24 protein-coding genes are annotated in these 21,252 nt (G+C 69.3%); 16 read left to right on the top strand and 8 right to left on the bottom strand.

Annotation, left to right across the window (positions count from 1 at the left end; all coding sequences use genetic code 11):
• Positions 1-27 precede the first annotated feature (27 nt).
• Positions 28-663, bottom strand: coding sequence for a VOC family protein (locus QM711_RS07160; protein ID WP_415097726.1), 636 nt, complete (start codon positions 661-663; stop codon positions 28-30).
• A gap of 156 nt (positions 664-819) precedes the next feature.
• On the opposite strand from QM711_RS07160, the gene QM711_RS07155 reads away from it, so the two are divergent.
• Entirely contained in the window at positions 820-1,629 is an 810-nt protein-coding gene (locus tag QM711_RS07155) for a sugar phosphate isomerase/epimerase family protein (RefSeq protein WP_415097724.1), read from the top strand.
• Positions 1,626-2,360 carry a CPBP family intramembrane glutamic endopeptidase gene (locus QM711_RS07150; RefSeq protein ID WP_415097722.1) on the top strand — a complete coding sequence of 245 codons (735 nt, stop codon included), beginning with the start codon at positions 1,626-1,628 and terminating at the stop codon, positions 2,358-2,360. The genes QM711_RS07155 and QM711_RS07150 overlap by 4 nt, the downstream gene beginning before the upstream one ends.
• Positions 2,361-2,436: 76 nt before the next feature.
• On the opposite strand, the gene QM711_RS07145 is transcribed toward QM711_RS07150, so the two are convergent.
• On the bottom strand, positions 2,437-2,958 hold the full coding sequence (locus tag QM711_RS07145) for an ATP-binding protein (protein WP_415097720.1): 522 nt from the start codon (positions 2,956-2,958) through the stop codon (positions 2,437-2,439).
• A 45-nt stretch (positions 2,959-3,003) separates the two neighbouring features.
• On the opposite strand from QM711_RS07145, the gene QM711_RS07140 reads away from it, so the two are divergent.
• The 11 genes from QM711_RS07140 (at position 3,004) to ccsB (ending at position 10,751) form a co-directional block, all read left to right on the top strand.
• Entirely contained in the window at positions 3,004-4,029 is a 1,026-nt protein-coding gene (locus QM711_RS07140; RefSeq protein WP_415097718.1) for an aspartate-semialdehyde dehydrogenase, read from the top strand.
• Positions 4,026-4,823 (top strand): pyrroline-5-carboxylate reductase, encoded by a 798-nt coding sequence (gene proC / locus QM711_RS07135; RefSeq protein WP_415097716.1) that lies wholly within the window; start codon positions 4,026-4,028, stop codon positions 4,821-4,823. Before QM711_RS07140 ends, proC begins: the two co-directional genes overlap by 4 nt.
• 240 nt (positions 4,824-5,063) lie before the next feature.
• Positions 5,064-5,267, top strand: a complete 204-nt coding sequence (locus tag QM711_RS07130) for a helix-turn-helix domain-containing protein (protein ID WP_415097714.1) — start codon at positions 5,064-5,066, stop codon at positions 5,265-5,267.
• Positions 5,268-5,398: 131 nt separating this feature from the next.
• Positions 5,399-5,500, top strand: coding sequence for a 30S ribosomal protein bS22 (locus QM711_RS07125; protein WP_002550589.1), 102 nt, complete (start codon positions 5,399-5,401; stop codon positions 5,498-5,500).
• 16 nt (positions 5,501-5,516) lie between these two features.
• Positions 5,517-5,756 (top strand): glutaredoxin family protein, encoded by a 240-nt coding sequence (locus tag QM711_RS07120; protein ID WP_415097712.1) that lies wholly within the window; start codon positions 5,517-5,519, stop codon positions 5,754-5,756.
• On the top strand, positions 5,753-6,175 hold the full coding sequence (locus QM711_RS07115; protein WP_415097710.1) for an SRPBCC family protein: 423 nt from the start codon (positions 5,753-5,755) through the stop codon (positions 6,173-6,175). Before QM711_RS07120 ends, QM711_RS07115 begins: the two co-directional genes overlap by 4 nt.
• A gap of 74 nt (positions 6,176-6,249) precedes the next feature.
• Positions 6,250-6,903, top strand: coding sequence for a histidine phosphatase family protein (locus tag QM711_RS07110; RefSeq protein WP_415097708.1), 654 nt, complete (start codon positions 6,250-6,252; stop codon positions 6,901-6,903).
• The gene (locus QM711_RS07105; protein ID WP_415097706.1) at positions 6,903-7,475 is read left to right on the top strand and encodes a TlpA family protein disulfide reductase; all 573 of its coding nucleotides are present in this window, start codon (positions 6,903-6,905) and stop codon (positions 7,473-7,475) included. The genes QM711_RS07110 and QM711_RS07105 overlap by 1 nt, the downstream gene beginning before the upstream one ends.
• Before the next feature lie 50 nt (positions 7,476-7,525).
• A complete protein-coding gene (locus QM711_RS07100) occupies positions 7,526-8,236 on the top strand; it encodes a cytochrome c biogenesis CcdA family protein (RefSeq protein WP_415098631.1) in 711 nt (236 codons plus the stop codon).
• Complete coding sequence (locus QM711_RS07095; protein ID WP_415097704.1) at positions 8,236-9,804, top strand: cytochrome c biogenesis protein ResB; 1,569 nt, start codon at positions 8,236-8,238, stop codon at positions 9,802-9,804. Before QM711_RS07100 ends, QM711_RS07095 begins: the two co-directional genes overlap by 1 nt.
• A complete protein-coding gene (gene ccsB, locus QM711_RS07090; RefSeq protein WP_415097702.1) occupies positions 9,801-10,751 on the top strand; it encodes a c-type cytochrome biogenesis protein CcsB in 951 nt (316 codons plus the stop codon). Before QM711_RS07095 ends, ccsB begins: the two co-directional genes overlap by 4 nt.
• Before the next feature lie 7 nt (positions 10,752-10,758).
• On the opposite strand, the gene QM711_RS07085 is transcribed toward ccsB, so the two are convergent.
• Positions 10,759-11,124 carry a VOC family protein gene (locus QM711_RS07085; protein WP_415097700.1) on the bottom strand — a complete coding sequence of 122 codons (366 nt, stop codon included), beginning with the start codon at positions 11,122-11,124 and terminating at the stop codon, positions 10,759-10,761.
• Between the two features lie 59 nt (positions 11,125-11,183).
• Here QM711_RS07085 and QM711_RS07080 point away from each other — a divergent pair, with 59 nt between their 5' ends.
• Together QM711_RS07080 and QM711_RS07075 are read left to right on the top strand one after the other, a co-directional pair.
• Positions 11,184-12,569 carry a mycothione reductase gene (locus tag QM711_RS07080; protein WP_415097698.1) on the top strand — a complete coding sequence of 462 codons (1,386 nt, stop codon included), beginning with the start codon at positions 11,184-11,186 and terminating at the stop codon, positions 12,567-12,569.
• Positions 12,566-13,759 (top strand): glycoside hydrolase family 3 N-terminal domain-containing protein, encoded by a 1,194-nt coding sequence (locus QM711_RS07075; RefSeq protein WP_415097696.1) that lies wholly within the window; start codon positions 12,566-12,568, stop codon positions 13,757-13,759. Before QM711_RS07080 ends, QM711_RS07075 begins: the two co-directional genes overlap by 4 nt.
• A 3-nt stretch (positions 13,760-13,762) precedes the next feature.
• On the opposite strand, the gene QM711_RS07070 is transcribed toward QM711_RS07075, so the two are convergent.
• The 5 genes from QM711_RS07070 to pstS all read right to left on the bottom strand — a co-directional run bounded on the left by QM711_RS07070 (position 13,763) and on the right by pstS (position 18,829).
• The gene (locus QM711_RS07070; protein ID WP_415097694.1) at positions 13,763-14,635 is read right to left on the bottom strand and encodes a DUF2510 domain-containing protein; all 873 of its coding nucleotides are present in this window, start codon (positions 14,633-14,635) and stop codon (positions 13,763-13,765) included.
• A 256-nt stretch (positions 14,636-14,891) separates the two neighbouring features.
• A complete protein-coding gene (gene pstB, locus QM711_RS07065) occupies positions 14,892-15,671 on the bottom strand; it encodes a phosphate ABC transporter ATP-binding protein PstB (RefSeq protein WP_415097692.1) in 780 nt (259 codons plus the stop codon).
• 16 nt (positions 15,672-15,687) lie between these two features.
• Positions 15,688-16,749 carry a phosphate ABC transporter permease PstA gene (gene pstA / locus QM711_RS07060; protein ID WP_415097690.1) on the bottom strand — a complete coding sequence of 354 codons (1,062 nt, stop codon included), beginning with the start codon at positions 16,747-16,749 and terminating at the stop codon, positions 15,688-15,690.
• Complete coding sequence (pstC, locus tag QM711_RS07055; RefSeq protein WP_415097688.1) at positions 16,746-17,726, bottom strand: phosphate ABC transporter permease subunit PstC; 981 nt, start codon at positions 17,724-17,726, stop codon at positions 16,746-16,748. Before pstC ends, pstA begins: the two co-directional genes overlap by 4 nt.
• Positions 17,727-17,737: 11 nt before the next feature.
• Positions 17,738-18,829, bottom strand: a complete 1,092-nt coding sequence (gene pstS / locus QM711_RS07050; RefSeq protein WP_415097686.1) for a phosphate ABC transporter substrate-binding protein PstS — start codon at positions 18,827-18,829, stop codon at positions 17,738-17,740.
• 257 nt (positions 18,830-19,086) lie between these two features.
• Between pstS and QM711_RS07045 the strand changes: the two genes are divergently transcribed.
• Positions 19,087-21,072: a PhoX family protein gene (locus QM711_RS07045; RefSeq protein ID WP_415097684.1), complete on the top strand. Its 1,986-nt coding sequence runs from the start codon at positions 19,087-19,089 to the stop codon at positions 21,070-21,072.
• Positions 21,073-21,252 lie beyond the last annotated feature (180 nt).

The raw sequence follows: 21,252 nt of genomic DNA, 5'->3' as shown, positions 1-21,252 counted from the left end.
CAGTTTCGGCCGACGCGCGTGGCGGGATCAGATCCGCACCGGTCCGTTGCAGGTGTGGAAGGTGGCGGCGTCCAGCCCCGGCTGGCCGTTGGGAGAGGTGAACCGAATGTTGACGCCATCGAAGTTGCCGTCGACCTCGGCGCCGATCCAGTCCTCGACCCGGTCCTCATTGCCGGAGATTTCCAGCTCGATCAATTGCAGGTCGCCACCCAGGGCGCGCGGCAGGACGGACTCATCGCTGGTCCATTTGATGAAATATGGCAACTGCGGATCGGACATCAGGCCCTTGACGCCGAGCTGCTTCCACTCCAGCAGCCGGCCGTCCGGGAAGTGTCGCGAACCGACCACTGCACTGCGCCCGAGTCGTTGCTCGTAGGGCGCCAGATCGGCGACCGACACGACCCAGCCCAGCCAGCCGCCGCCCATCTCGGAGCGAGCCCGGACGGCCTGGCCGAACGCCGCCTTCTCGGCCGCGGGATGCTCCAGCACCTCGACAACCTCGATGTAACGGTCGTGGGCCAGCGGAAGAATGCGGTTCCTGGTGCCGAAGCGGGGATGGAAACCGCCGTCGCGAAATTTGGCGCCGAGCAGTTCCCCGAGCCGTTCGGCCTCAGCCTTGAGACCGTCCGGACCTGCTGCGAACGTCAGGTGATCGACATGCATGAGACATTGTCACCATGAGATGCCGCTCACGCGAAATCGAGGGTCGGCGGGGTCCGGTTGTGTCACGAGAACGTCACGATGATGAAATTTTGACCGGTCAACTACCGGATCGATTGGGCGCCGCGCCGGCTGGTGGCACCGACCTATGATGACCGGGTGAGTGCTGCCCGGGCCGAGCCGAAGGTCGCGCTGTCGACCTCGTCGGTCTATCCGGAGGACACCGCGGCCGGCTTCGAGGTCGCCGGCCTGCTCGGCTATGACGGCGTCGAGGTGATGGTCGGCATCGATCCGCTCGCCGCCGACGTGGACGCCGTCCGCAGGTTGCGGGACTATCACCAGCTTCCGGTCCTGGCGATCCATGCGCCGTGCCTGCTGGTCACCCAGCGGGTCTGGGGCAGTGACCCGTGGGTGAAGCTCGAGCGGGCCACCGAGGCAGCCAACCTGCTCGGCGCCGATGTCGTGGTGGTGCACCCGCCGTTCCGCTGGCAGCGCAGCTACGCCACCCGGTTCGTGGAGGGCGTCCGAGAACTCGCGGCGTCCAGTGGGGTGACCATCGCGGTGGAGAACATGTATCCCTGGCGCGCGCCCGGCGGCGGCGAGTTCCAGGCCTACAAGCCGAGCTGGGACCCGTCCGATCTGGACTACGACCACCTGACCCTCGACCTGTCGCACGCCGCCACCGCGCGGCAGAGCGCGCTGGAGTTGGTGCGCCGCTGGGACGACCGATTGGCGCACGTCCATCTCACCGACGGCAACGGGTCGGCCAAGGACGAGCATCTGCTGCCCGGACGCGGCAGCCAGCGGGCGGACGCGGTGCTCGCCGAACTCGCCCGGCGCGGCTACCGGGGGCACGTGGTGCTCGAGGTGAACACCAACGACCTGGACCGCCCGACCCGGGAGGAGGCGCTGGCGTCCGCACTGCTCTTCGCCCGCAAGCACCTGGGCCAGATCGAGGACGCGGCGTGATCCGTCCGGGCCGCGAAGTCCTGCTCGTCCTGGGGGTGTCGCTGGGCCAGTCGGCGGTGTACTCGGTGTTGTCGATCGCCGAGAAGCTCACCCGGGCCGTCCCGCTCGGCCAGCAGACCACCCAGATGAACACTTCGGTCACGCCCGACCGATCGTGGCTCGACCTGTCGTATCAGCTGGCCGGCATCGTCTTTTCGCTGGTGCCGGCACTGCTCGCGCTCTACCTGCTGCGGCTGTCCGGCGATCGGGACCGGATCGGCTTCGACCTGTCCCGTCCCGGGCGGGATCTGGCCTGGGGCTTCGCGATCGCGGCTGGCATCGGCATCCCCGGCATCGGGCTCTATCTCGCCGCCCGGGCGGCCGGTCTGAACACCACCGTGCAGCCGGCGAACCTGGCCGAGAACTGGTGGACCATCCCGGTGCTGATCGGCCTGGCGGTGATGAACGGCGTGCTGGAAGAGGTGGTGATCGTAGGCTTCTGGTTCACCCGGATGCGGCAGGCCGGCTGGGGGATCGCGGCGGTGCTGATCGTCGGCGCGCTGATCCGTGGTTCATACCACCTGTACCAGGGCTTCGGCGGCTTCGTCGGCAACCTCGCGATGGGCCTGATCTTCGGCTGGATCTACCTGCGCACCAAACGGATCGGTCCGCTGGTCGCCGCGCACATCATCTTGGACGTCGCCGCTTTCGTCGGCTACGCGCTGCTGGCGCCGTACCTGACCTGGCTGTAGGGGCGTCGCAGTGGCCGCGCTCCGACTGCACCGCGCGCCGCCGATCCGTTACCGCAACGGCAGCGGTGCAGGCGACTCACCCGTGGACGGCCCCGGCGATCGCTGAAGCGGCTTGGGCGGAGGTGAGGTTGGTGCTGTCGATGATTTCGGCTTCGCTGCTCAACCAGGTCCGGAAGGCCTCGGCGTAGAGGCTGACATAGCTGAAGCGAAACGTGGACGGGCCCATCGCCGGGTCGTCGGCGATACGTCGGCGCAGGGTGTCGGTGTCGGCGTGCAATACGAAGTGCCGCACCCGGATGCCGTGGCCGTGGAGCCCCTGGCTGATCTCCCGCCAGTATTGCTCGACCAGCACGGTCATCGGCATCACCAGGATGCCGCCGGTGTAGTCGAGGATGCGCCGGGCCGTCTCCACCACCAGTGGCCGCCAGAGCGGCCAGTGCTGGAAGTTGTCCGTGACAGGCAGCCCGGGCCTGATGTCCATCAGGGTCTCGCCCACCTTCTCCGCGTTGAACACACGCGAGTCGGGGAGCAGCGGTTGGAGAAGGTTGGCGGTCGTCGTCTTCCCCACGCCGTGAGTGCCGTTCAGCCAGACGATCACGGGCCGATGCTAGCTGGCTCGTGACGCGACGATAGGCTGACGACCATGCATGTGGGTGTATTCGGTGCCACGGGCACCGTGGGCAATGTGATGCGTTCGTTGCTGGTCGGGCGCAACTTCCCGATCAGTTCGGTCCGCTTCTTCTCCTCGGCCCGCTCGGCCGGGCGGACGCTCGACTTCAAGGGCACCCCGGTCACCGTCGAGGACACCGCCACTGCCGACTTCTCCGGTCTGGACATCGCGCTGATGTCCGCCGGCGCCACCATGTCGCGCGAGTACGCCCCCAAGGTCGCCGCCGCCGGTGCGGTGATCGTCGACAACTCCTCCGCCTGGCGCAAGGATCCCGACGTCCCGCTGGTGGTCAGCGAGGTCAATCCCGAGGACGCGGTCAACCCGCCCAAGGGCATCATCGCCAACCCCAACTGCACCACGATGGCCGCCATGCCGGTACTCAAGCCGCTGCACGACGCGGCCGGCCTGCAGCGCCTGATCGTCGCCACCTACCAGGCCGTCTCCGGCTCCGGGGTGAAGGGCATCGACGCGCTGCTCATCCAGAGCCAGGACGTCCGGGACCCGTCCGGTTTCGCCCTGGACGGCCGGGTGGACGACGTCGCGGACCCCGCGCCCTACCTGGCGCCGATCGCCTACAACGTCATCCCCGTCGCCGGCTCGATCGTGGACGACGGCAGCGACGAGACCGACGAGGAGCAGAAGCTTCGCAACGAGTCCCGCAAGATCCTGCACATCCCCGACCTGGCGGTGGCCGGCACCTGCGTGCGGGTGCCGGTGTTCTCCGGGCACTCGCTGGTGATCCACGCCGAGTTCGCCGAGGAACTCAGCCCGCACCGGGCTCGCGGCATTCTCGCGACCGCGCCCGGCGTCGCGCTGGCCGACGTGCCGACGCCGCGGCTGGCGGCCGGCAAGGACCCGTCCTTCGTCGGCCGGATCCGCACCGACCAGTCGGTCCCGGACGGCCGCGGCCTGGTGCTGTTCGTCAGCGGCGACAACCTGCGCAAGGGCGCGGCGCTGAACGCCGTCCAGGTCGCCGAGTTGCTGGTGGCGAAGCGATGACGCAGCTGGCGGTGATCGGCGCCGGGGTGATGGGCGAGGCGCTGGTCAGCGGACTGCTGCGCGCCGGCTGGTCGAGCGAGGCGATCGTGGTCGCCGACCGCAGAGACTTCCGCCGGGCCGAGATGACCGCCGCGCACGGCATTCGAGCCACCGGGAACGCCGAGGCGGCCGCTGAGGCCGACACCGTGATCCTGGTGGTCAAGCCGCAGGACGTCGGTGCCGTGCTGCCCGAGATCGCGCCGGTGCTGCGGCCGGGAACCCTGGTGGTCTCGCTCTGCGCAGGCGTCACCACCGCCCAGCTGGAGAGCCACCTGCCCGACGGCACCGCGGTCGTCCGGGTGATGCCCAACACGCCGGCGCTGGTCGGCGAGGGGATGGCTGCGGTGTCCGCCGGCTCCAGCGCGTCCGAGGAGGACGTGGCGCACGCCATGGAGCTGATGACCGCACTGGGCAAGGCGATCACCGTGCCGGAGGCCTATCAGGACGCGGTCACCGCTATCTCGGGCTCGGGCCCGGCCTACCTGTTCTTCGTGGTCGAGGCGATGATCGACGCCGGCGTCCTGCTCGGCCTGCCCCGCGACATCTCCAGCACCCTGGTGCAGCAGACCGTCTTCGGGTCGGCGAAGCTGCTGGTCGAATCCGGCCAGCACCCGACGGTGCTGCGCGAGCAGGTCACCTCACCGGGCGGCACCACCGCCGCCGCCCTCCGGCAGCTCGAGGACCACAAGGTCAAGGCCGCCTTCCTGACCGCCATAGAGGCGGCCCGGGATCGCAGCCGGGCGCTCGCCGGCTGACGCTGGGCGCCCGCTGCGGCCCTTGCGTCTTCGGTCGATCGCCTGCGTTCGGACACATCGCCTGCGTGGCAACCCAGGCGATGTGCGTTTGCGCAGGCGAGGTCGTTCCCGAGGGTCGAACGAAAGGCGTCCAGATGATTGCGCTGACCGTCCCGGCGGCATCGGGGGAGAGGTATGGTGGCCTGCACATCTCGGCAGGCGGGGGGACCGGCCGGGTGCCACAGCCAGAAGGATGTACCGATGAACGACGCCGCGCACCCACTGTCGGGGATCAAATTTCTCAAGGTCACCGAGGTAGCTGCGTTGCTGCGGGTCTCGCGAATGTCGGTCTACCGGCTGATCCACGCCGGCGAACTCGAGGCGGTCCGTTTCGGCCGCAACTTCCGGGTCCCCGAGCATGCGGTCAACGCCTACCTGGAGCAGTCCTTCTACGACGCCGGATAGGCTCGGCATTTCGCAGCGATTGGCAGACGGGGCGAACCACTCGGTAAGCTTGCGAAGTTGGCTGGGCAACCGGCCGCCACCAACCAAGCACTTATCCGGCCCACCGTGGGCCGACATCGAGAGGTCACAGCGTGGGTTCGGTCATCAAGAAGCGTCGCAAGCGGATGGCGAAGAAGAAGCACCGCAAGCTTCTGAAGAAGACGCGCATTCAGCGTCGTCGCGCCGGCAAGTAGTCCCCGGCGTCCCGCGATGACCCGGCACAGTGTCGTGGTCATCGTCCGCGACGGCTGCCACCTCTGCGTGGACGCCGTCGCGCTGGCCGAGCGGGTCTGCGCCGAGTTCGGCGCTGATTTCCGCACCCTCGACGTGGACGCCGACTCGGCGCTCGCCGAGCACAGCGATCACGTCCCGGTCACCTTCGTCGACGGCCGGCGGCTCGCCATCTGGTTCCTCGACGAGCCACAGCTGCGCGCGGCGCTGACGACATGACCGGCGCGGTCCGGCTGTCCGCCGCGGTGCCGGCTGAAGCCCTTTACGCCTATCTGACCGACCCGACCCTTCGTCCGCAGTGGCAGGCCAGCCTGCGCCGAGTCGCCGACGTCAGCGGCGGGGGCGAAGCCGGCTCGCGCTGGGTCGACGTCACCGCCGTCGGTGCCCGGCCGCAGTTGTCGGTGCTGGCCGCCGACCCGCCGCGCAGTTGGACCGAGCAGGGCCGCTGGCGGGGGCTGAGTGCCACCCTCCGTCTCGAGTTCATCGCCGACGGCGCCAGCCGGTGCGAGCTGGCGGCGTACTTCCGGATCGACGGCCCTGGCGTGTGGCGGGCGGCCGCGGCGGTGCTCCAACGGCTGGCCGGTCCGGCGATCGCGTTCGACCTGCGCCGGGCCGTCCGTCTGGCAGCCGGACACTGATCTCGCTGCCGAAGCCGGCGCCGGGGCGTCCCGTATTGTTGGACCCCGAGCACAGCGAAAGGCCGTCGTCACCCATGCAATCAGTCGTTCATCTGGTCCGCCACGGGCAGGTCCACAACCCTGACGGCATCCTCTATGGACGGCTCCCCGGCTACGGGCTGAGTGAAATCGGCCGGGCGATGGCCACCCGGCTCGGCGAATACTTCGCCGACGTCCCGCTCACCCACCTGCGCTGCTCGCCGCTGCAGCGGGCCCGCGAGACGATGGCGCCGATCGCCGCAAAGCACCCCGAGTTGGAGATAGTCACCGAGGACCGGGTGATCGAGGCCGCGAACGTGTTCGAGGGCCGCAACTTCGGCAGGTACAACCAGGTGCTGCTACTGCCGCAGAACCTGTGGCGGCTGCGCAACCCGCTGCGTCCGTCCTGGGGCGAGGCGTACCCGTCGATCGTGGCCCGGGTGAGGGCGGCCATGTCGGACGCCGCCAAGGACGCCGGCGACGGCGGCCAGGCCCTGATCGTGATGCACGAACTGCCGATCTGGATCTCCCGGCTGGCCGCCGAGGGCCGCTCCCTGGTGCACGATCCGCGCAAGCGGCAGTGCCGGCTGGCCAGCGTCACCTCGTTCACCTTGATCGACGACCGGATCGTCGCCGTCGACTACGCCGAGCCCGCCGCGGACCTGCTGCCGGCGAAGAAGTCCAAAGTCCTGTTCCGCCCCGGTTCGTGATGCCCCGCCTCGCCGTGCGTCGACTGGCTGTGCTCTGCGTCACTGCGGTGACGCTGCTGCTGGCCGCCTGCACCGGCTCGACCGCGGCCGACGGCGGCTTCGTCAGCGGGGACGGCACCATCACCCGGGTCCCCCTCGACAAACGCACCGCGGCCCCGGTCATCGAGGGCACCACCCTCGACGACAAGCCGTGGAGCAGTTCGTCGGCGTCCGGTCGGGTGCTGGTCTACAACGTCTGGGGCTCCTGGTGCCCGCCGTGTGTGAAGGAGGCGCCGGCACTGGTCCGGGCCGCCCAGCGCACCGAGAAGATCGCGCAGTTCGTGGGGCTGAACACGCGCGATCTGAACACCGCGCAACCGCGGGCGTTCATCCGCGAGTTCAAGGTGCCTTACCCGAACCTGTTCGACCCCGACGGTGCGCTGGTGCTGAAATTCGCCGGGAAGCTGCCGCTGAACGCCATCCCCAGCACGGTGATCGTCGCCGCCGACGGGCGGATCGCGGCGCGCGTCCTGGGTGAGGCGACCGAGGCCACCCTGGTCGGGCTGATCGAGGACGTGGCGGCGGGCCGCTGATGATCGTTCTGGAGATCGGCGACTGGGCCCGGCAGGCGGTTGGCGGCAGCATGCTGCTGGCCGCTCCGGTCGCGATCCTGGCCGGCCTGGTGTCGTTCTTCTCACCCTGCGTGCTGCCGCTACTGCCCGGCTATCTGTCCTACGCCAGCGGGCTCAGTGCGGCACAGCTGGCCGAGGGCAAGCAGCGCGGCCGGGTGCTGGCCGGCACCTCGCTGTTCGTACTGGGCTTCGCCGTCGTGTTCGTCTCCGGGGGCGCGCTGTTCGGTTCGCTGGGCACCACCCTGATGCAGTGGCGCGGCCTGCTGACCACGATCGGCGGGGTGCTGGCCATCGCGCTCGGCCTGGTCTTCGCCGGCTGGGTGCCGTTCGCCAGCCGGACGGTCCGGCTGAATCTGCGACCGAAGGTCGGGTTGGCCGCGGCCCCGCTGCTCGGCATCGTGTTCGCGTTGGGCTGGACGCCGTGCATCGGCCCCGCCCTGCAGGTGGTGCTCACCCTGGCGCTCAACGAGGCCACCGCGACCCGCGGTGCGCTGCTGGCGCTGTGCTACGCGCTCGGCCTCGGGCTGCCGTTCCTGATCGCCGGTCTCGCGCTGGACCGGTTCGGCTCGACGCTGGCGTTCGTCCGGCGTCACCATCGGGCGCTGCAGGTCGCCGGCGGGATCATGATGATCGTCGTGGGTGTGCTGCTGCTGACCGGCGGTTGGGACGTCCTGATGGGCACCCTGCGGCAATGGGCCGCCAGCTTCGGGACGGTGATCTGATGGCTGCGGCGACGGCGCCTGGGACGCTGCGCGCGCGTGAGGCGGTGCGGTTCGTCTGGACCCAGCTGACCTCGATGCGGACGGCGCTGGTGCTGCTCTTCGCCCTGGCCCTCGGCGCGATCCCCGGTTCGCTGCTGCCGCAGCGCCCGACGTCCCCGGTCCGGGTGCGCGAGTTCATCACCAACAATCCGCAGCTCGGTGGCTTCTACAACGCGATCGGCATGTTCGACGTGTACGCGTCGCCCTGGTTCGCCGCCATCTACCTGCTGCTGTTCGTTTCGCTGGTCGGCTGCATCATTCCCCGGATCGGCGTCTACCTGAAGGCGCTGCGCGGCCAGCCGCCGAACACCCCGCGCAACCTGGGACGGCTGCCCGCCCACTTGTCGCTGACCGCGGACACCCCGGCGACGGTGCTGGACGCCGCCGAGAAGGTGCTTGCCAAGCGGCGGTTCCGGGTCCGGCGGCTGGAGGACTCGGTGAGCGCCGAGCGCGGCTACCTGCGCGAGCTGGGCAACCTGATCTTCCACCTGTCACTGGTCTTCCTGCTCTGCGGCCTCGCCTGGGGCACGCTGTTCGGCTACAAGGGCAGCGTCGCCGTCGTCGAGGGCAACGCGTTCAGCAACACCCTGACCCAGTTCGACGACTTCACCTCGGGGGGCGCGTTCACCGCCCAGCAGCTGGTGCCGTTCACGGTGAAGCTCAACTCGTTCGAGGCCAAATTCGAGACCGGCCCGGTGCAGCGCGGTGCCGCCCGGGTGTTCCGGGCCGACACCACCACGACCATGAACGGGGTCGAGACCCGGCAGGATCTCGAGGTCAACCATCCGCTCATCCTCGGCGACAGCACCGTCCATCTGGTCGGCCACGGCTACGCCGTCGACGTCACCGTGAAGGATCCCCAGGGCAACGTCGCCTACGCCGGCCCGGTGATCCTGCTGCCTCAGGACGGCAATTTCCTCTCCGTCGGCGTGGTGAAGGCGCCGTACGCGCGTCCGGAACGGCTCGCCTTCGAGGCGTTGTTCCTGCCCACCTTCGTCGACAGCGACACTGGCGGCACCTCGGTGTTCCCGGACGCGCTCAACCCGCGACTGCTGCTGAACGCCTGGCACGGGCCGCCCAAGCCGGCCACCGGCGAGCCCGAGAACGTCTACTCGCTGGACACCACGGGGCTGACCCAGTTCACCCGGCCGGACGGCTCCAAGCTGCGGTTCACCCTGCGTCCCGGCGAGATCTTCGACCTGCCGGACGGCAGTTCGATCCAGTTCCACGACTGGAAGCGCTGGGTGAGCCTGCAGGTCTCCAGCACCCCCGGGTTGTGGCTGGTGCTGATCTCGGTGCTGGTCGCGGTCGGGGGCCTGTGCCTGTCACTTTTCATCCGGCCACGCCGGGTCTGGTTGCGGGTCAGCCGGGACGGGGTCGAACTCGCCGGGCTGGACCGGACCGAGGGCCGGGGCGGACTGGACGACGAATTGCGGCTGATCGCCGACGAACTGCAGCTGACCACGGACCGGGGACTTGCGCCGCCCGAGGCCGATGACGCAGGCTCCAACCGGAAGGGAGAACCGTGATGGCCGAGTACTGGTCGAATCTGGCGATGGTGACCTCGGCGGTGGTCTACCTGCTCGCCCTGGCCGCGTTCGCCGCGGAGTGGGCGGCGGCCCGCCGGCTGGAGGCCGCGGACGTGCCGGCGGGCGTCCTGGTCGGCGCCGGCGGCCCCGATCTGGTCGAGACCGAGGCCGCACCGTCGGCCGCGGAGACCAGGGCCCGGCTGCGTACCGACATGTTCGGCCGGATGGGCCTGGCGCTGACCCTGATCGGCTGGGCCTGCCACCTGGGCGGAGTGGTGTTCCGCGGGATCGCCGCCAACCGGTTCCCGTGGGGGAATATGTACGAGTTCGTCACCGCCGCGTTGTTCCTGGTGGTCACCTTCTACCTGGTGCTGGCCTTCCGCGGTGCCCGCTGGCTGGGGCTGCCGGTGGCGCTGCTGGTCGTGATCGGCCAAGGGCTCGCGGTGACCGTGTTCTACGTCGCCGTGGCGCCGCTGGTGCCGGCGCTGCACTCGGTCTGGTTCATCGTGCACATCGTGGTCGCCTGCACCGCCGGCGCGGCGTTCAACGTGGGCGGGCTGCTCTCCATCCTGTACCTGCTGAAGAGCCGCGCCGAGCGCCGCGAGCAGCTGCGGGGCTACCTGGCCAAGCTGCCCTCATCGGCCCGGATCGACGAGTTGGCCTACCGCTTCCACGCCTTCGCCTTCCCGCTGTGGACCTTCGCGGTCGCGGCCGGCGCCGTCTGGGCCGAGTACGCCTGGGGACGGTTCTGGGGCTGGGACCCGAAGGAGACCTGGTCGCTGGTCACCTGGGTGGTCTACGCCGGCTACCTGCACGCCCGCGCCACCGCCGGCTGGCGGGGCAAGCGCGCCGCCGTGGTCGCGATCGTCGGGCTGGCCTGCTTCTGGTTCAACTTCGTCGGGATCAACCTGCTGGTCTCCGGGCTGCACTCCTACGCCGGAATCTGATCGGGGATCAGCCCGCCGTAACCTCGCCGCCGATACCGGTCTCGTTGCCGTCGGCGTCGTGGAACACGTACTTCCACACCCCGTCGTGCTTCTCCAAGTCGACCGGCTCGATGCCCTGGCCGGCGATCCTGTCTGCCTCGGCGACCGGGTCGTCCACCCAGATCATGCTGACCGCGCCGCCGGCCCGGTCGACGTCCTCGATGATGTAGACATGGCAGTTCTCGGCGAGCTGCCACACCGCCTCGACATCGTTGGGGTAGAAGGCCGGCTCGGCGCCGAGCAGACGCTGGTACCAGTCCAATGCCTGGCTGAAGTCGCTGACCGGGATCCCGGCGAAGATGCCTGCCATGGTTCGTGGGCCCGCCCTTCTCATCGTCGATCCGTCCAGTGTGGCCCGGTCGGTGGCGCGCGGACCAGTGCAAGAATCGGCGCATGCGGCATTTCGACCTGTGCGTGATCGGCTCCGGCTCAGGCAACTCGATCGTCGATGAGTCCTTCGATGACCTCACGGTTGCGTTGGTCGACAAGGGGGAACGCTTCGGCGGCACCTGCCTCAACGCTGGCTGCATCCCGACCAAGATGTACGTCTACCCGGCCGAGTTGGCGACCAGTGCCGAACGGGCGGCTCGGGTCGGGGTGACCATCGGGAAGGTCCGGGCCGACTGGCCGGCGATCCGTGACCGGATCTTCGGCCGGATCGACCCGATCAGCGCCGGTGGCGAGGAGTGGCGGCGCAGCAACGCCAACGTCACCCTGTACCGCGAGTCAGCCGCGTTCACCGGTCCCAAGCAGCTGCTGATCGGCGACGAGACGATCACCGCCGACCGGTTCGTGCTGGCCGCCGGTTCGCGTCCGCAGGTGCCCAGCTACCCCGGCATGGACGACCCGGGCGTCGCCGAGCGGGTGCACACCTCCGACGACATCATGCGGCTGGACAAACTCCCGGCCTCACTGGTGATCATCGGCGGCGGTTTCGTCGCCGCCGAGTTCGCGCACATCTTCAGCGCGCTCGGCACCAAGGTGACGGTGCTGCAGCGCTCCGAGGTGATGCTCCGCAAAGAGGACGCCGACATCGCGTCCGCGTTCACCGAACAGCTGGCCAACCGGGTGCATCTGCGGCTGAAGCAGCAGATCGTCGGCCTGGAACTCACCGACCGCGGCACGGTGATCGTGGAGAGCGCCGACGCCAAGGGCATCCACTACGACTTCGAGTGCGAGCGGGTGCTGGTCGCGCTCGGCCGGGTACCCAACGCCGACCTGCTCAACCTGGAGGCCACCGGCGTCCAGACTCACCCGGACGGCCGGATCAAGGTCGACGAGTACCAGCAGACCAACGTCAAGGGCATTTTCGCCCTCGGCGATGTCTCCTCGGCGTCCCAGCTCAAGCACGTTGCCAACCACGAAGCGCGGGTGGTGCAGCACAACCTGCTGCACCCGCGGCGGATGATCGCCGCCGACCACCGGTTCATTCCGCACGCGGTGTTCAGCGACCCGCAGGTGGCCTCGGTGGGGTTGACCGAGGAGGAGGCGAAGCGGCGCGGCCGGCGCTACGTGGCCGTGCGCCAGGACTACGCCAGCGTGGCCTACGGCTGGGCGATGGAGGACACCGAACACTTCGTCAAACTGATCGCCGACCCCCGGACCAAGCGGCTGCTCGGCGCGCACATCCTCGGGCCTGAGGCGACCACGCTGATCCAGCCGCTGATCCAGGCGATGAGTTTCGACCTGGAGGTGCCGAGCATGGCCCGTGGGCAGTACTGGATCCATCCGGCGCTCACCGAGGTGGTCGAGAACGCGTTGCTGGCGTTGGAGCTATGAGACGCCGCACGATCCTCGGCGCGGGTTTGGCGGCGCTGCTGGCCGGTTGCGCGGCGGAGGAGACGCCCGCCAGGACGCGTCCCACGACGTCCGCAGAGCCCGGCGGATCGCCGACGTCGGTTGCATCGTCGCCTCCCACCCATGCCCCGCCGGGATCGGCGTCGGCCGATTGCGCCGTCCGGATCGTCGACTCGATGACGCTTGCCGAACGGGTCGGGCAGGTGGTGATGGTGGGGGTGACCGAGGCGTCCGCGTCCGAGCTCGCCGTGCTGCGCAGGCTGCGGATCGGCTCGGTGATCCTGATGGGCAACCACACCGGTGGCACCGCGGGGGTCCGCCGGGTCACCGAGCGACTCGATGCCGGCGGACTGCCGGCCCCGCTGCTGATCTGTGTCGATCAGGAGGGCGGGCTGGTCCAGCGGCTCAAGGGGCCCGGCTTCGACACCATGCCGTCTGCGAAGGAGCAGTCCGGTTGGAGCGACGCCATGCTCACCGAGCGGGCCGAGCGGTGGGGCCGCCAGCTGCGCTCCGCGGGCGTGCACTGGACGCTGGCGCCGGTGGCCGACACGGTGCCGGCATCGATGGTCCGGGTCAACGCGCCGATCGGCGAACTGGACCGTGGTTACGGATCCGACCCGGACGTCGTGGCCGCGAAAGTGAGCGCGTTCGTCCAAGGGATGGCCGCCGCCGGCATCGCCACCTCTGCCAAGCACTTCCCTGGCATCGGCCGGGTGCGCGGCAACACCGACTTCACCGCGGGAGTGAAGGACACCCAGACCCGGCTCGACGACCCGTACCTGGCTCCGTTCCGGTCAGCGGTCGCCGCGGGGGCGTCCAGCGTGATGGTGTCCACCGTCACCTACACCCGGATCGACGCCGACCGTCCGGCAGTTTTCTCCCCGGCGGTGATCGGCATGATCCGCGAGCGACTCGGCTTCGACGGCGTCGTCATCTCCGACGATCTGGGCGCCGCTCGGTCGATGGCGTCGGTTCCGGCCAGGCAGCGGGGGATCGGCTTCCTCAGGGCGGGGGGCGACCTGGCGATGACGGTGACGCCCGCGCTGGCGGACGCGTTCGTGTCCGGCATCCGCGGTGCTGCCGAGGACGCCGCGGTTGCCGAACGGGTGCGCGACTCGGCCGTCCGGGTCGTCGCGCTCAAGCTCGGACTGGGCCTGATGCCGTGCCGGTGACGATCAGCTGGTGACGCGGAGACCGGCCATCGCCTTGCGGGCGTCCGGGACCAGGTCGGAGCGGGTGTCCGGGATCGACGCGTAATAGATGCTCGACGACGCCTCGGAGGTGGCGACGATCAGGATGATGGCCAGCTCGCCCTTGGTCTTCAGGTTGGGGATGTCGAAGCTGAGGTGCGTCTCGACCAGCCAGGCGTCCCTGCCGTCCACCGTGGTGGCCTTGTTGACCTTGTCGGCGCGGACCACCTCGGCATCGCTGTAGAAGACCCCCATGATGCACTTGACCACGATCTCGGAACCCTGCTGCGGGCTGAAGAATCCGTCGCCGGCAACCAGTTCGCCGACCAGCACCGAGGCGACCCAGCTGTTGCTGCCGTTGTAGTTGGGCTCGACTGGGACTATCTGGGTGAGGACGTCGCGACCGAACGGCACCCGGGTCTCCGGGCTGGGCGCGCCCCATGGGCTGCCCAGCTGCGGGTACGAGAGGGCGCCGCCGTGCACGCGTCCGTCATTGGGTGCCGGAGCGGGAGTGGCGGTGCCGGTCACCGGCTTTGGGCAGACGTTCTGGGTCGGATTGCTTCCCGGCGACGGCTTGCCGCCCAGGATGCCGCCGAGGTTGTTGAGCGCGAACCATCCGAGCACGGCCAGCGCCACCACGACCGCTGCGATCCCGATCCACCAGCCCACCGGCGTGCGGCGTTTCTGGTTGGGGTTCCACATCGGCTGCCCGACCGGGCGCTGCGGCCCGCCGACGCCGCCCTGCGGCGGGGTCTGCATCGGGTTGTTGGTGATGGACGCCGACCAGGACGATCCCGTCCAGTAGCGGTACATGCCGGGCTGGCCGCCCGGGTCCGGATACCATCCAGCCTGACTCACGGGGCCGAGTCTAGACGGAGCGATCCAGCCGCCACTCCCACACCGCGACGCCGGGAAGCCCGTAGCGACCTTCGCGTGCTGGTGGCCGGTGCCGGACGCTCCGAGCACGACGCCTCCCGCGACTGATGAGGTGCGTGCCGGGTCTTGACAGGCCCGACCAGCGATACGTGGTCCGCGGGGTCTCGACGAGCTCGACCAGCGACAAGCTCCACCAGCGACAGGGCCCGACCAGCGACAGGCCCGACCAGCGGGTGACTCAGCCGAAGCGGCCGGTGATGTAGTCCTCGGTCGCCTTGTCGTCGGGGGTGGAGAAGATCTTCTCGGTCGGACCCATTTCGATCAGCTTGCCCGGAGCACCGGTGCCGGCGATGTTGAAGAACGCGGTCTCGTCCGAGACCCGCGCGGCCTGCTGCATGTTGTGGGTCACGATGACGATCGTGTAGGTCTCCTTGAGCTCCTGCACCAGGTCTTCCACCGCCAGGGTGGAGATCGGGTCGAGCGCCGAGCAGGGCTCGTCCATCAGCAGCACCTCGGGCTGCATGGCGATCGCCCTGGCGATGCACAGCCGCTGCTGCTGGCCGCCCGACAGCCCCGAGCCGGGCCGGTCGAGCCGGTTCTTGACCTCTTCCCACAGGTTCGCCCCGCGCAGCGACGACTCCAGCAGCTGGTCCGCCTCGCTGGCGCGCATCCGCTGCTTGTTCAGCTTGTAGCCGGCCAGCACGTTGTCCTTGATCGACATGGTGGGGAACGGATTGGGCCGCTGGAACACCATGCCGACCTGGCGGCGGACGTTCACCGGGTCGACGCCGGGGCCGTACAGGTTGTTCCCGTCGAGCAGCACGTCGCCCTCGACATAGGCGCCGGGGATCACCTCGTGCATCCGGTTCAGGGTGCGCAGGAAGGTCGACTTGCCGCAGCCGGACGGCCCGATGAAGGCGGTCACCGCCCGCGGCTGAATGGTCATGGTGACGTCCTCGACGGCCTTGAACGAGCCGTAGTAGCAGTTGAGGTCACTGACCTCGATCCTCTTCGACATCTGTCGTCTCTCCTGGTCAGCGCCCGAGTTTCGGGGCGAAGCGTTTGGCGATGAAGCGGCCGAGCAGGTTGAGCACCATGACCAGGACGATCAGGGTGAGCGCTCCCGCCCAGGCGCGTTCGTTGTAGAAGATCCGTTCGATGCCGGGGTGGGCGTACTGGTCGTAGACGAAGACCGGCAGGGTCATCATCGGATTGGCGAACGGATTGGTGTTGATCGAGTTGGTGAAGCCCGCGGCGATCATCAGCGGCGCGGTCTCGCCGATGATCCGGGCGATCGCCAGGATCACGCCGGACACGATGCCGGAGACCGCGGTGGGCAGCACCACCGACATGATGGTGCGCCACTTGGGCACGCCCAGCGCGTAGGACGCCTCACGCAGCTCGTTGGGGACGATCCGCAGCAGTTCTTCGGTGGCCCGCACCACGATCGGGATCATCAGCACCGACAGTGCCAGTGAGCCGGCGAACCCGGTGATGGTGCCCGGGCCGAAGACCAGGGCCATCAGCGCGTAGGCGAACAGGCCGGCGACGATCGAGGGGATGCCGGTCATCACGTCCACGAAGAAGGTGATCCCGCGGGCCAGCGGACCCCGTCCGTACTCGACCAGGTAGATGGCGGTCAGCAGCCCGATCGGCACCGCGATCAAGGTGGCGATCCCGGTCACGATCAGCGTGCCGTAGAGGGCATGGACGGCGCCGCCGCCGTCGCCGATGACATTGCGCATCGACCAGCTGAAGAACGTGCCGTCGAAGCGCGGCAGCCCGTTGGAGAGGGTCTCCCACAGCAGTGAGACCAGCGGCAGCAGGGCCAGCAGGAAGGCACCGCTCACCAAAGTGGTGGCCAGCCGGTCGGCGGCGGCCCGGCGTCCCTCGACGAAACGGGCGAGCAGGTAGAGGACCGGGACGAACAGCACCGCGCCCAGGAACAGGCTGGTGCCGGGATCGAAGCCGCCCAGTGCGGTGGCATCGATCAGCGCGCCGACGATCACGCAGCCGGCCAGCGCCAGCCAGGGGGCGAAGGCGGGCAGCTTGCCGGCGGTCAGCGGGTTCGGCTTGCCGGTGGTGAGGGTGGTCATCCGTTGGCTCCCGAGAAGTCCTTGTAGCGAGCGACGATCAGGCGCGCGATGCTGTTGACCAGCAGCGTGATCACGAACAGCACCAGCCCGCCGGCGATCAACTGGTTGGTCTTGACGCCGTAGGCCTCGGGGAAGTTCTGGGCGATGACGGCGGCGATCGTGTTCGGGTTCTGCGAGGTGAGGATCTCGATGCTGATCACATGTGCCCCGGAGAGCACCATGGCGACCGCCATGGTCTCGCCGAGCGCCCGGCCCAGGCCGAGCATCACCGAGCTGACGATGCCGGCGCGTCCGAACGGCAGTACGGTCATCCGGATCATCTCCCACCGGGTGGCGCCCAGGGCCAGCGCCGCCTCCTCGTGCAGCTTCGGGGTCTGCAGGAAGACCTCGCGGCTCAGCGAGGTGATGATCGGCAGGATCATCACCGCCAGCACGATGGACGCGGTCAGCAGCGTGCGGCCGGTGCCGGACGGCTGGCCGCCGAAGAACGGGATCCAGCCCAGGTAGGTGTTCAGCCACAGGTAGAGCGGCTGCACGGCCGGTGCCAGCACGAAGCTGCCCCACAGCCCGAACACCACCGACGGCACCGCCGCCAGCAGGTCGATGACGTAACCCAGCCCGGCGGAAAGCCGCCGCGGGGCATAGTGCGAGATGAACAGCGCGATGCCGATCGAGACCGGGACGGCCAGCAGCAGCGCCCAGAACGACGCCCAGATGGTGCCCCAGGCGAATGGCAGGATCCAGGACCAGAACTCGCCGTAGCCCTTCGCCTGCAGTTCGGCCGGCGCCGTGGTCAGTGCCGGAAAGGCCTGCATCAGCAGGAACCCGGCGACCATGGCCAGGATCACCAGGATGGTGATGCCGGACCCGGTCGCCAGGCCGCTGAACACCCGGTCGCCGATCCGCCGGCGCGTGCCGGAGCCGGCCGGCGCCGTCGGACCGGGGGCCGGCGGCGCCTTCCGCGTGGACTGTGTCACGGTTGATTGTGTCACTTGATCGAGTCGATGGCTGCCTTCACCTTGGCCTGCATGGCGGCGCTCAGCGGAGCGCTGCCGGCGGCCGCGGCGGCGGCTTTCTGGCCCTCGGCGGAGGCTACGTAGCCGATGAAACCCTTGACCAGCTTCGCGTCGTTGGCATCCTTGTAGGTCTGGCAGACCAGGGCGTAGGAGACCAGCACCGCCGGGTAGACGCCGGCCGCCTTGCGGTCCAGGGTCAGCGCCAGGTCGTGCTCGGACCGGCCGGCGACCTGCTTGGAGGCGTCGACGATCTTCGCGGCCGCCTCGGCGGTCGGGCTCAGCCACTGGTTGCCGACCTTGAGCTGGGCGTGGCCAAGTTCCTTGGCGGCGGAGGCGTCGGCGTAACCGATGGTGTTCTTGCCGGTCTTGACGGCGTCCACCACGGCCGAGGTGCCCTTGGCGGATTCGCCGCCGAACGCGGCCGGGAAGGCGTCCGCGGCGGCCTCGGTCCACACGGTGGGCGACGCCACGTGCAGGTAGTCGGTGAAGTTGTTGGTGGTGCCCGAGTCGTCGGAGCGGTGCACGGCGGTGATCGCGGCGTCCGGCAGCTTAGCGTCGGGGTTGGTGGCGGCGATCTTGGCGTCGTTCCACTTGGTGATCTTCCCGGCGAAGATGCTGGCCAGGGTGTCCGGATCGAGCTTGAGGTCGGTCACCCCGTCCACGTTGAAGATCACCGCGATCGGGGAGACGTAGACCGGCAGGTCGAGAGCATTGGAGTCGGCGGTGCACTTGCCGAATTTGCCGGCGCCCAGCTCCTCGTCCTTGAACGGGCGGTCGGAGCCGGCGTACTGGACGGCGCCGGAGGTGAACGCCTGGCGGCCCGCGCCCGAGCCGTCCGGAGAGTAGTTGATGGTGATACCGGCGTGGGCGGACTGGTAGTCGGCGATCCACTTCTGCTGAGCCGCGGACATCGACGAGGCACCCTTGCCGGCCAGTGTGCTGGCGCTCGTGCTGCCGGTGGAACCGGTGCCGGGCTGGGCGGTCTCGTTCGTCGCGCAGGCGGACAGGGTCAGCGCGGCGGCGGCCAACAGAGCCACCGGAGCGCCGAACGTGGAGATCTTCACGGCTGAACCTTTCGTCACGAGTGGGAGCGAATCGCTCCGCCTCGCACGCTAGGCAGCGGAGTCGTCCGGTTGGGGAGCGCTGGGTGAACAGCGGGTGAACGTCGGCTCTCGATGCCGATCCGCGTCCGATCTCGAACTGGCCATCTGATATTCACCGCGCGGTCATCCGCTGCTCGGCCTACGCGCGCCGGCCTCTGCCAACCTGCCCGGTTAGTACCCCTAGTAGTCGAGGAGATTCCGTGACCACCCTGCTGCCGATGACAGGCCGAACCCACGGCAACCGAAGCGCCGTCACCTGCCACCTCAAGTGCGACAGCCAGTGCGCCCGGCCCGATCCCAACACCAGTACCGAACCGTCCTTCGCCGAGATCGCCGGACGCCAGCTCACCCGGCGTGCCCTGCTGGCCGGCGCCGGCGGTGTGGCCGCGGCGTCCGCCCTGCCGCTGGCCTGGCCGCAGGCCGCTGCCGCCACTCCCCGGCGAGGCACCAAGCCGCTGGCATTCACCCCGATCGAGTCGGTGGGCGACGACGTCGACGCCATGGTGGTGCCGACGGGCTACGAGTGGACGCCGATCCTGCGCTGGGGGGACCCGCTGTTCAACCGGTCGCCGCGGTTCGACCCGAGCCGTCCGAACGCCCGCGCCCAGGAACTGCAGTTCGGCTACAACAACGACTACCTGGACATCCTCGTGGAACGCGGCGGACGCCGGGCGCTGCTGTGCTGCAACCACGAGTACACCAACCGGGCCATCATGTTTCCGCCGACCAGCACCGCCGAGCAGGAGGCAGAGGTGCTCCGCGCCCTGATCGCCGCCCACGGGTTCAGTGTCGTGGAGCTCGAACGGCACGCTCCCACCCGGCCCTGGCGCTACATCCGGGGCGGACGCCGCAACCGCCGCATCACCGCGGACACGCCGTTCCGGCTGACCGGGCCGGCCGCCGGAACCGCTCTGCTGAAGACCGTCGCCGACCCGACCGGACGGCGCAGCCTCGGTACCTTCGGCAACTGCTCGGGCGGCACCACCCCGTGGGGCACAATCTTGTCCGGGGAGGAGAACTTCCACGGCTACTTCGTGGCCGATCCGGACGCCCGCGGCGGCAAGCGGTACGGGATGACCAACAAGCCGAGCGTTTACGGCTGGGAGAAGGTGGATGCCCGGTTCGACGCCACCAATCCCGGTTACGCCAACGAGCCGAACCGGATGGGCTACATCGTCGAGATCGACCCCTACGATCCGGACTCGACCCCGCGGAAGCACACCGCGATGGGCCGGCTGAAGCACGAGGGCGCCAACGTCCGGGTCGACCGCGACGGCACAGTGGTGGCCTACATGGGCGATGACGAGCGCTTCGAGTACCTGTACAAATTCGTCGCGAAGCGGAAGTACCGCGAGGGCGGTTCGGCCGCCGCCCGCCGGCACAACCTGGAGATCCTGACCGAGGGCAACCTCTACGTGGCGCGGTTCAGCGGCCAACAGCGCGAGGACAACGACAATCTGGGCACCGGCGAATGGGTGCCGCTGGTCTTCGACGGTCGCTCGATGATTCCCGGGATGAGTGTCGCCGAGGTGCTGGTCTTCACCCGTGAGGCCGCGGACGCCGTGAAGGCCACCCCGATGGACCGCTGCGAAGACGTTCAGCCGCACCCGACCACCGGCAGGGTGTACGTCGCGTGCACCAACAACGTCCAGCGCGGTACCGCCGGCAAGGCGGCACCGGACGCACCCAACCCGCGCGGGCTCAACAAGGACGGTCACGTGATCGAGATCACCGAGGACCGCAACCGGGCCGACGCCGCCACCTTCGCCTGGAACCTGCTGCTGGTCTGCGGCAAGCCCGAGGACGCCGGCACCTATTTCGCCGGCTGGGACGGCCCGGTGGCGCCGATCTCGTGCCCCGACAACCTCGCCTTCGACAGCGAGGGCAACCTGTGGGTGGCCACCGACGGGGCGCCGAGCGCCATCTCGAAGGCCGACGGGCTGTTCAAGGTGCCGCTGGCCGGCCCCGAGCGTGGTCATGTGCAGCAATTCCTGGCAGTCCCGATTGACGCCGAGACCTGCGGGCCGGTGATCCACGACCGGGACGGCTCGGTGTTCGTCGCCGTCCAACATCCCGGTGAGGACGGTAGCTGGGCGGCTCAGCGGTCCCACTTCCCCGACTACGTCCCGGTCGGGATGCGTCCGGAGCCGGGCGACTGGCGCGGCCCCCGGCCCACCGTGGTTCAGGTGACCAAGCAGCGCTGAGTTCCCCAAACCGTCGCCTGACTATTCAGGGCTCGCTGAAATCAGCGAGCCCTGAGTAGTCAGGCGAGCGGTGGAGTGCAGGGATCAGCCCGGTACGACCGCGACGGGGGTAGCGGGGCGCGCTGACGGTGGGCGCGGTCAGCCGCGGGCCGTACCCCAGGCGATGAAGCCCGGACTGAA

Source organism: Micropruina sp. (assembly GCF_047602385.1).
GTDB lineage: Bacteria > Actinomycetota > Actinomycetes > Propionibacteriales > Propionibacteriaceae > Micropruina.
This window is presented reverse-complemented; position numbering and strand designations above follow the sequence as displayed.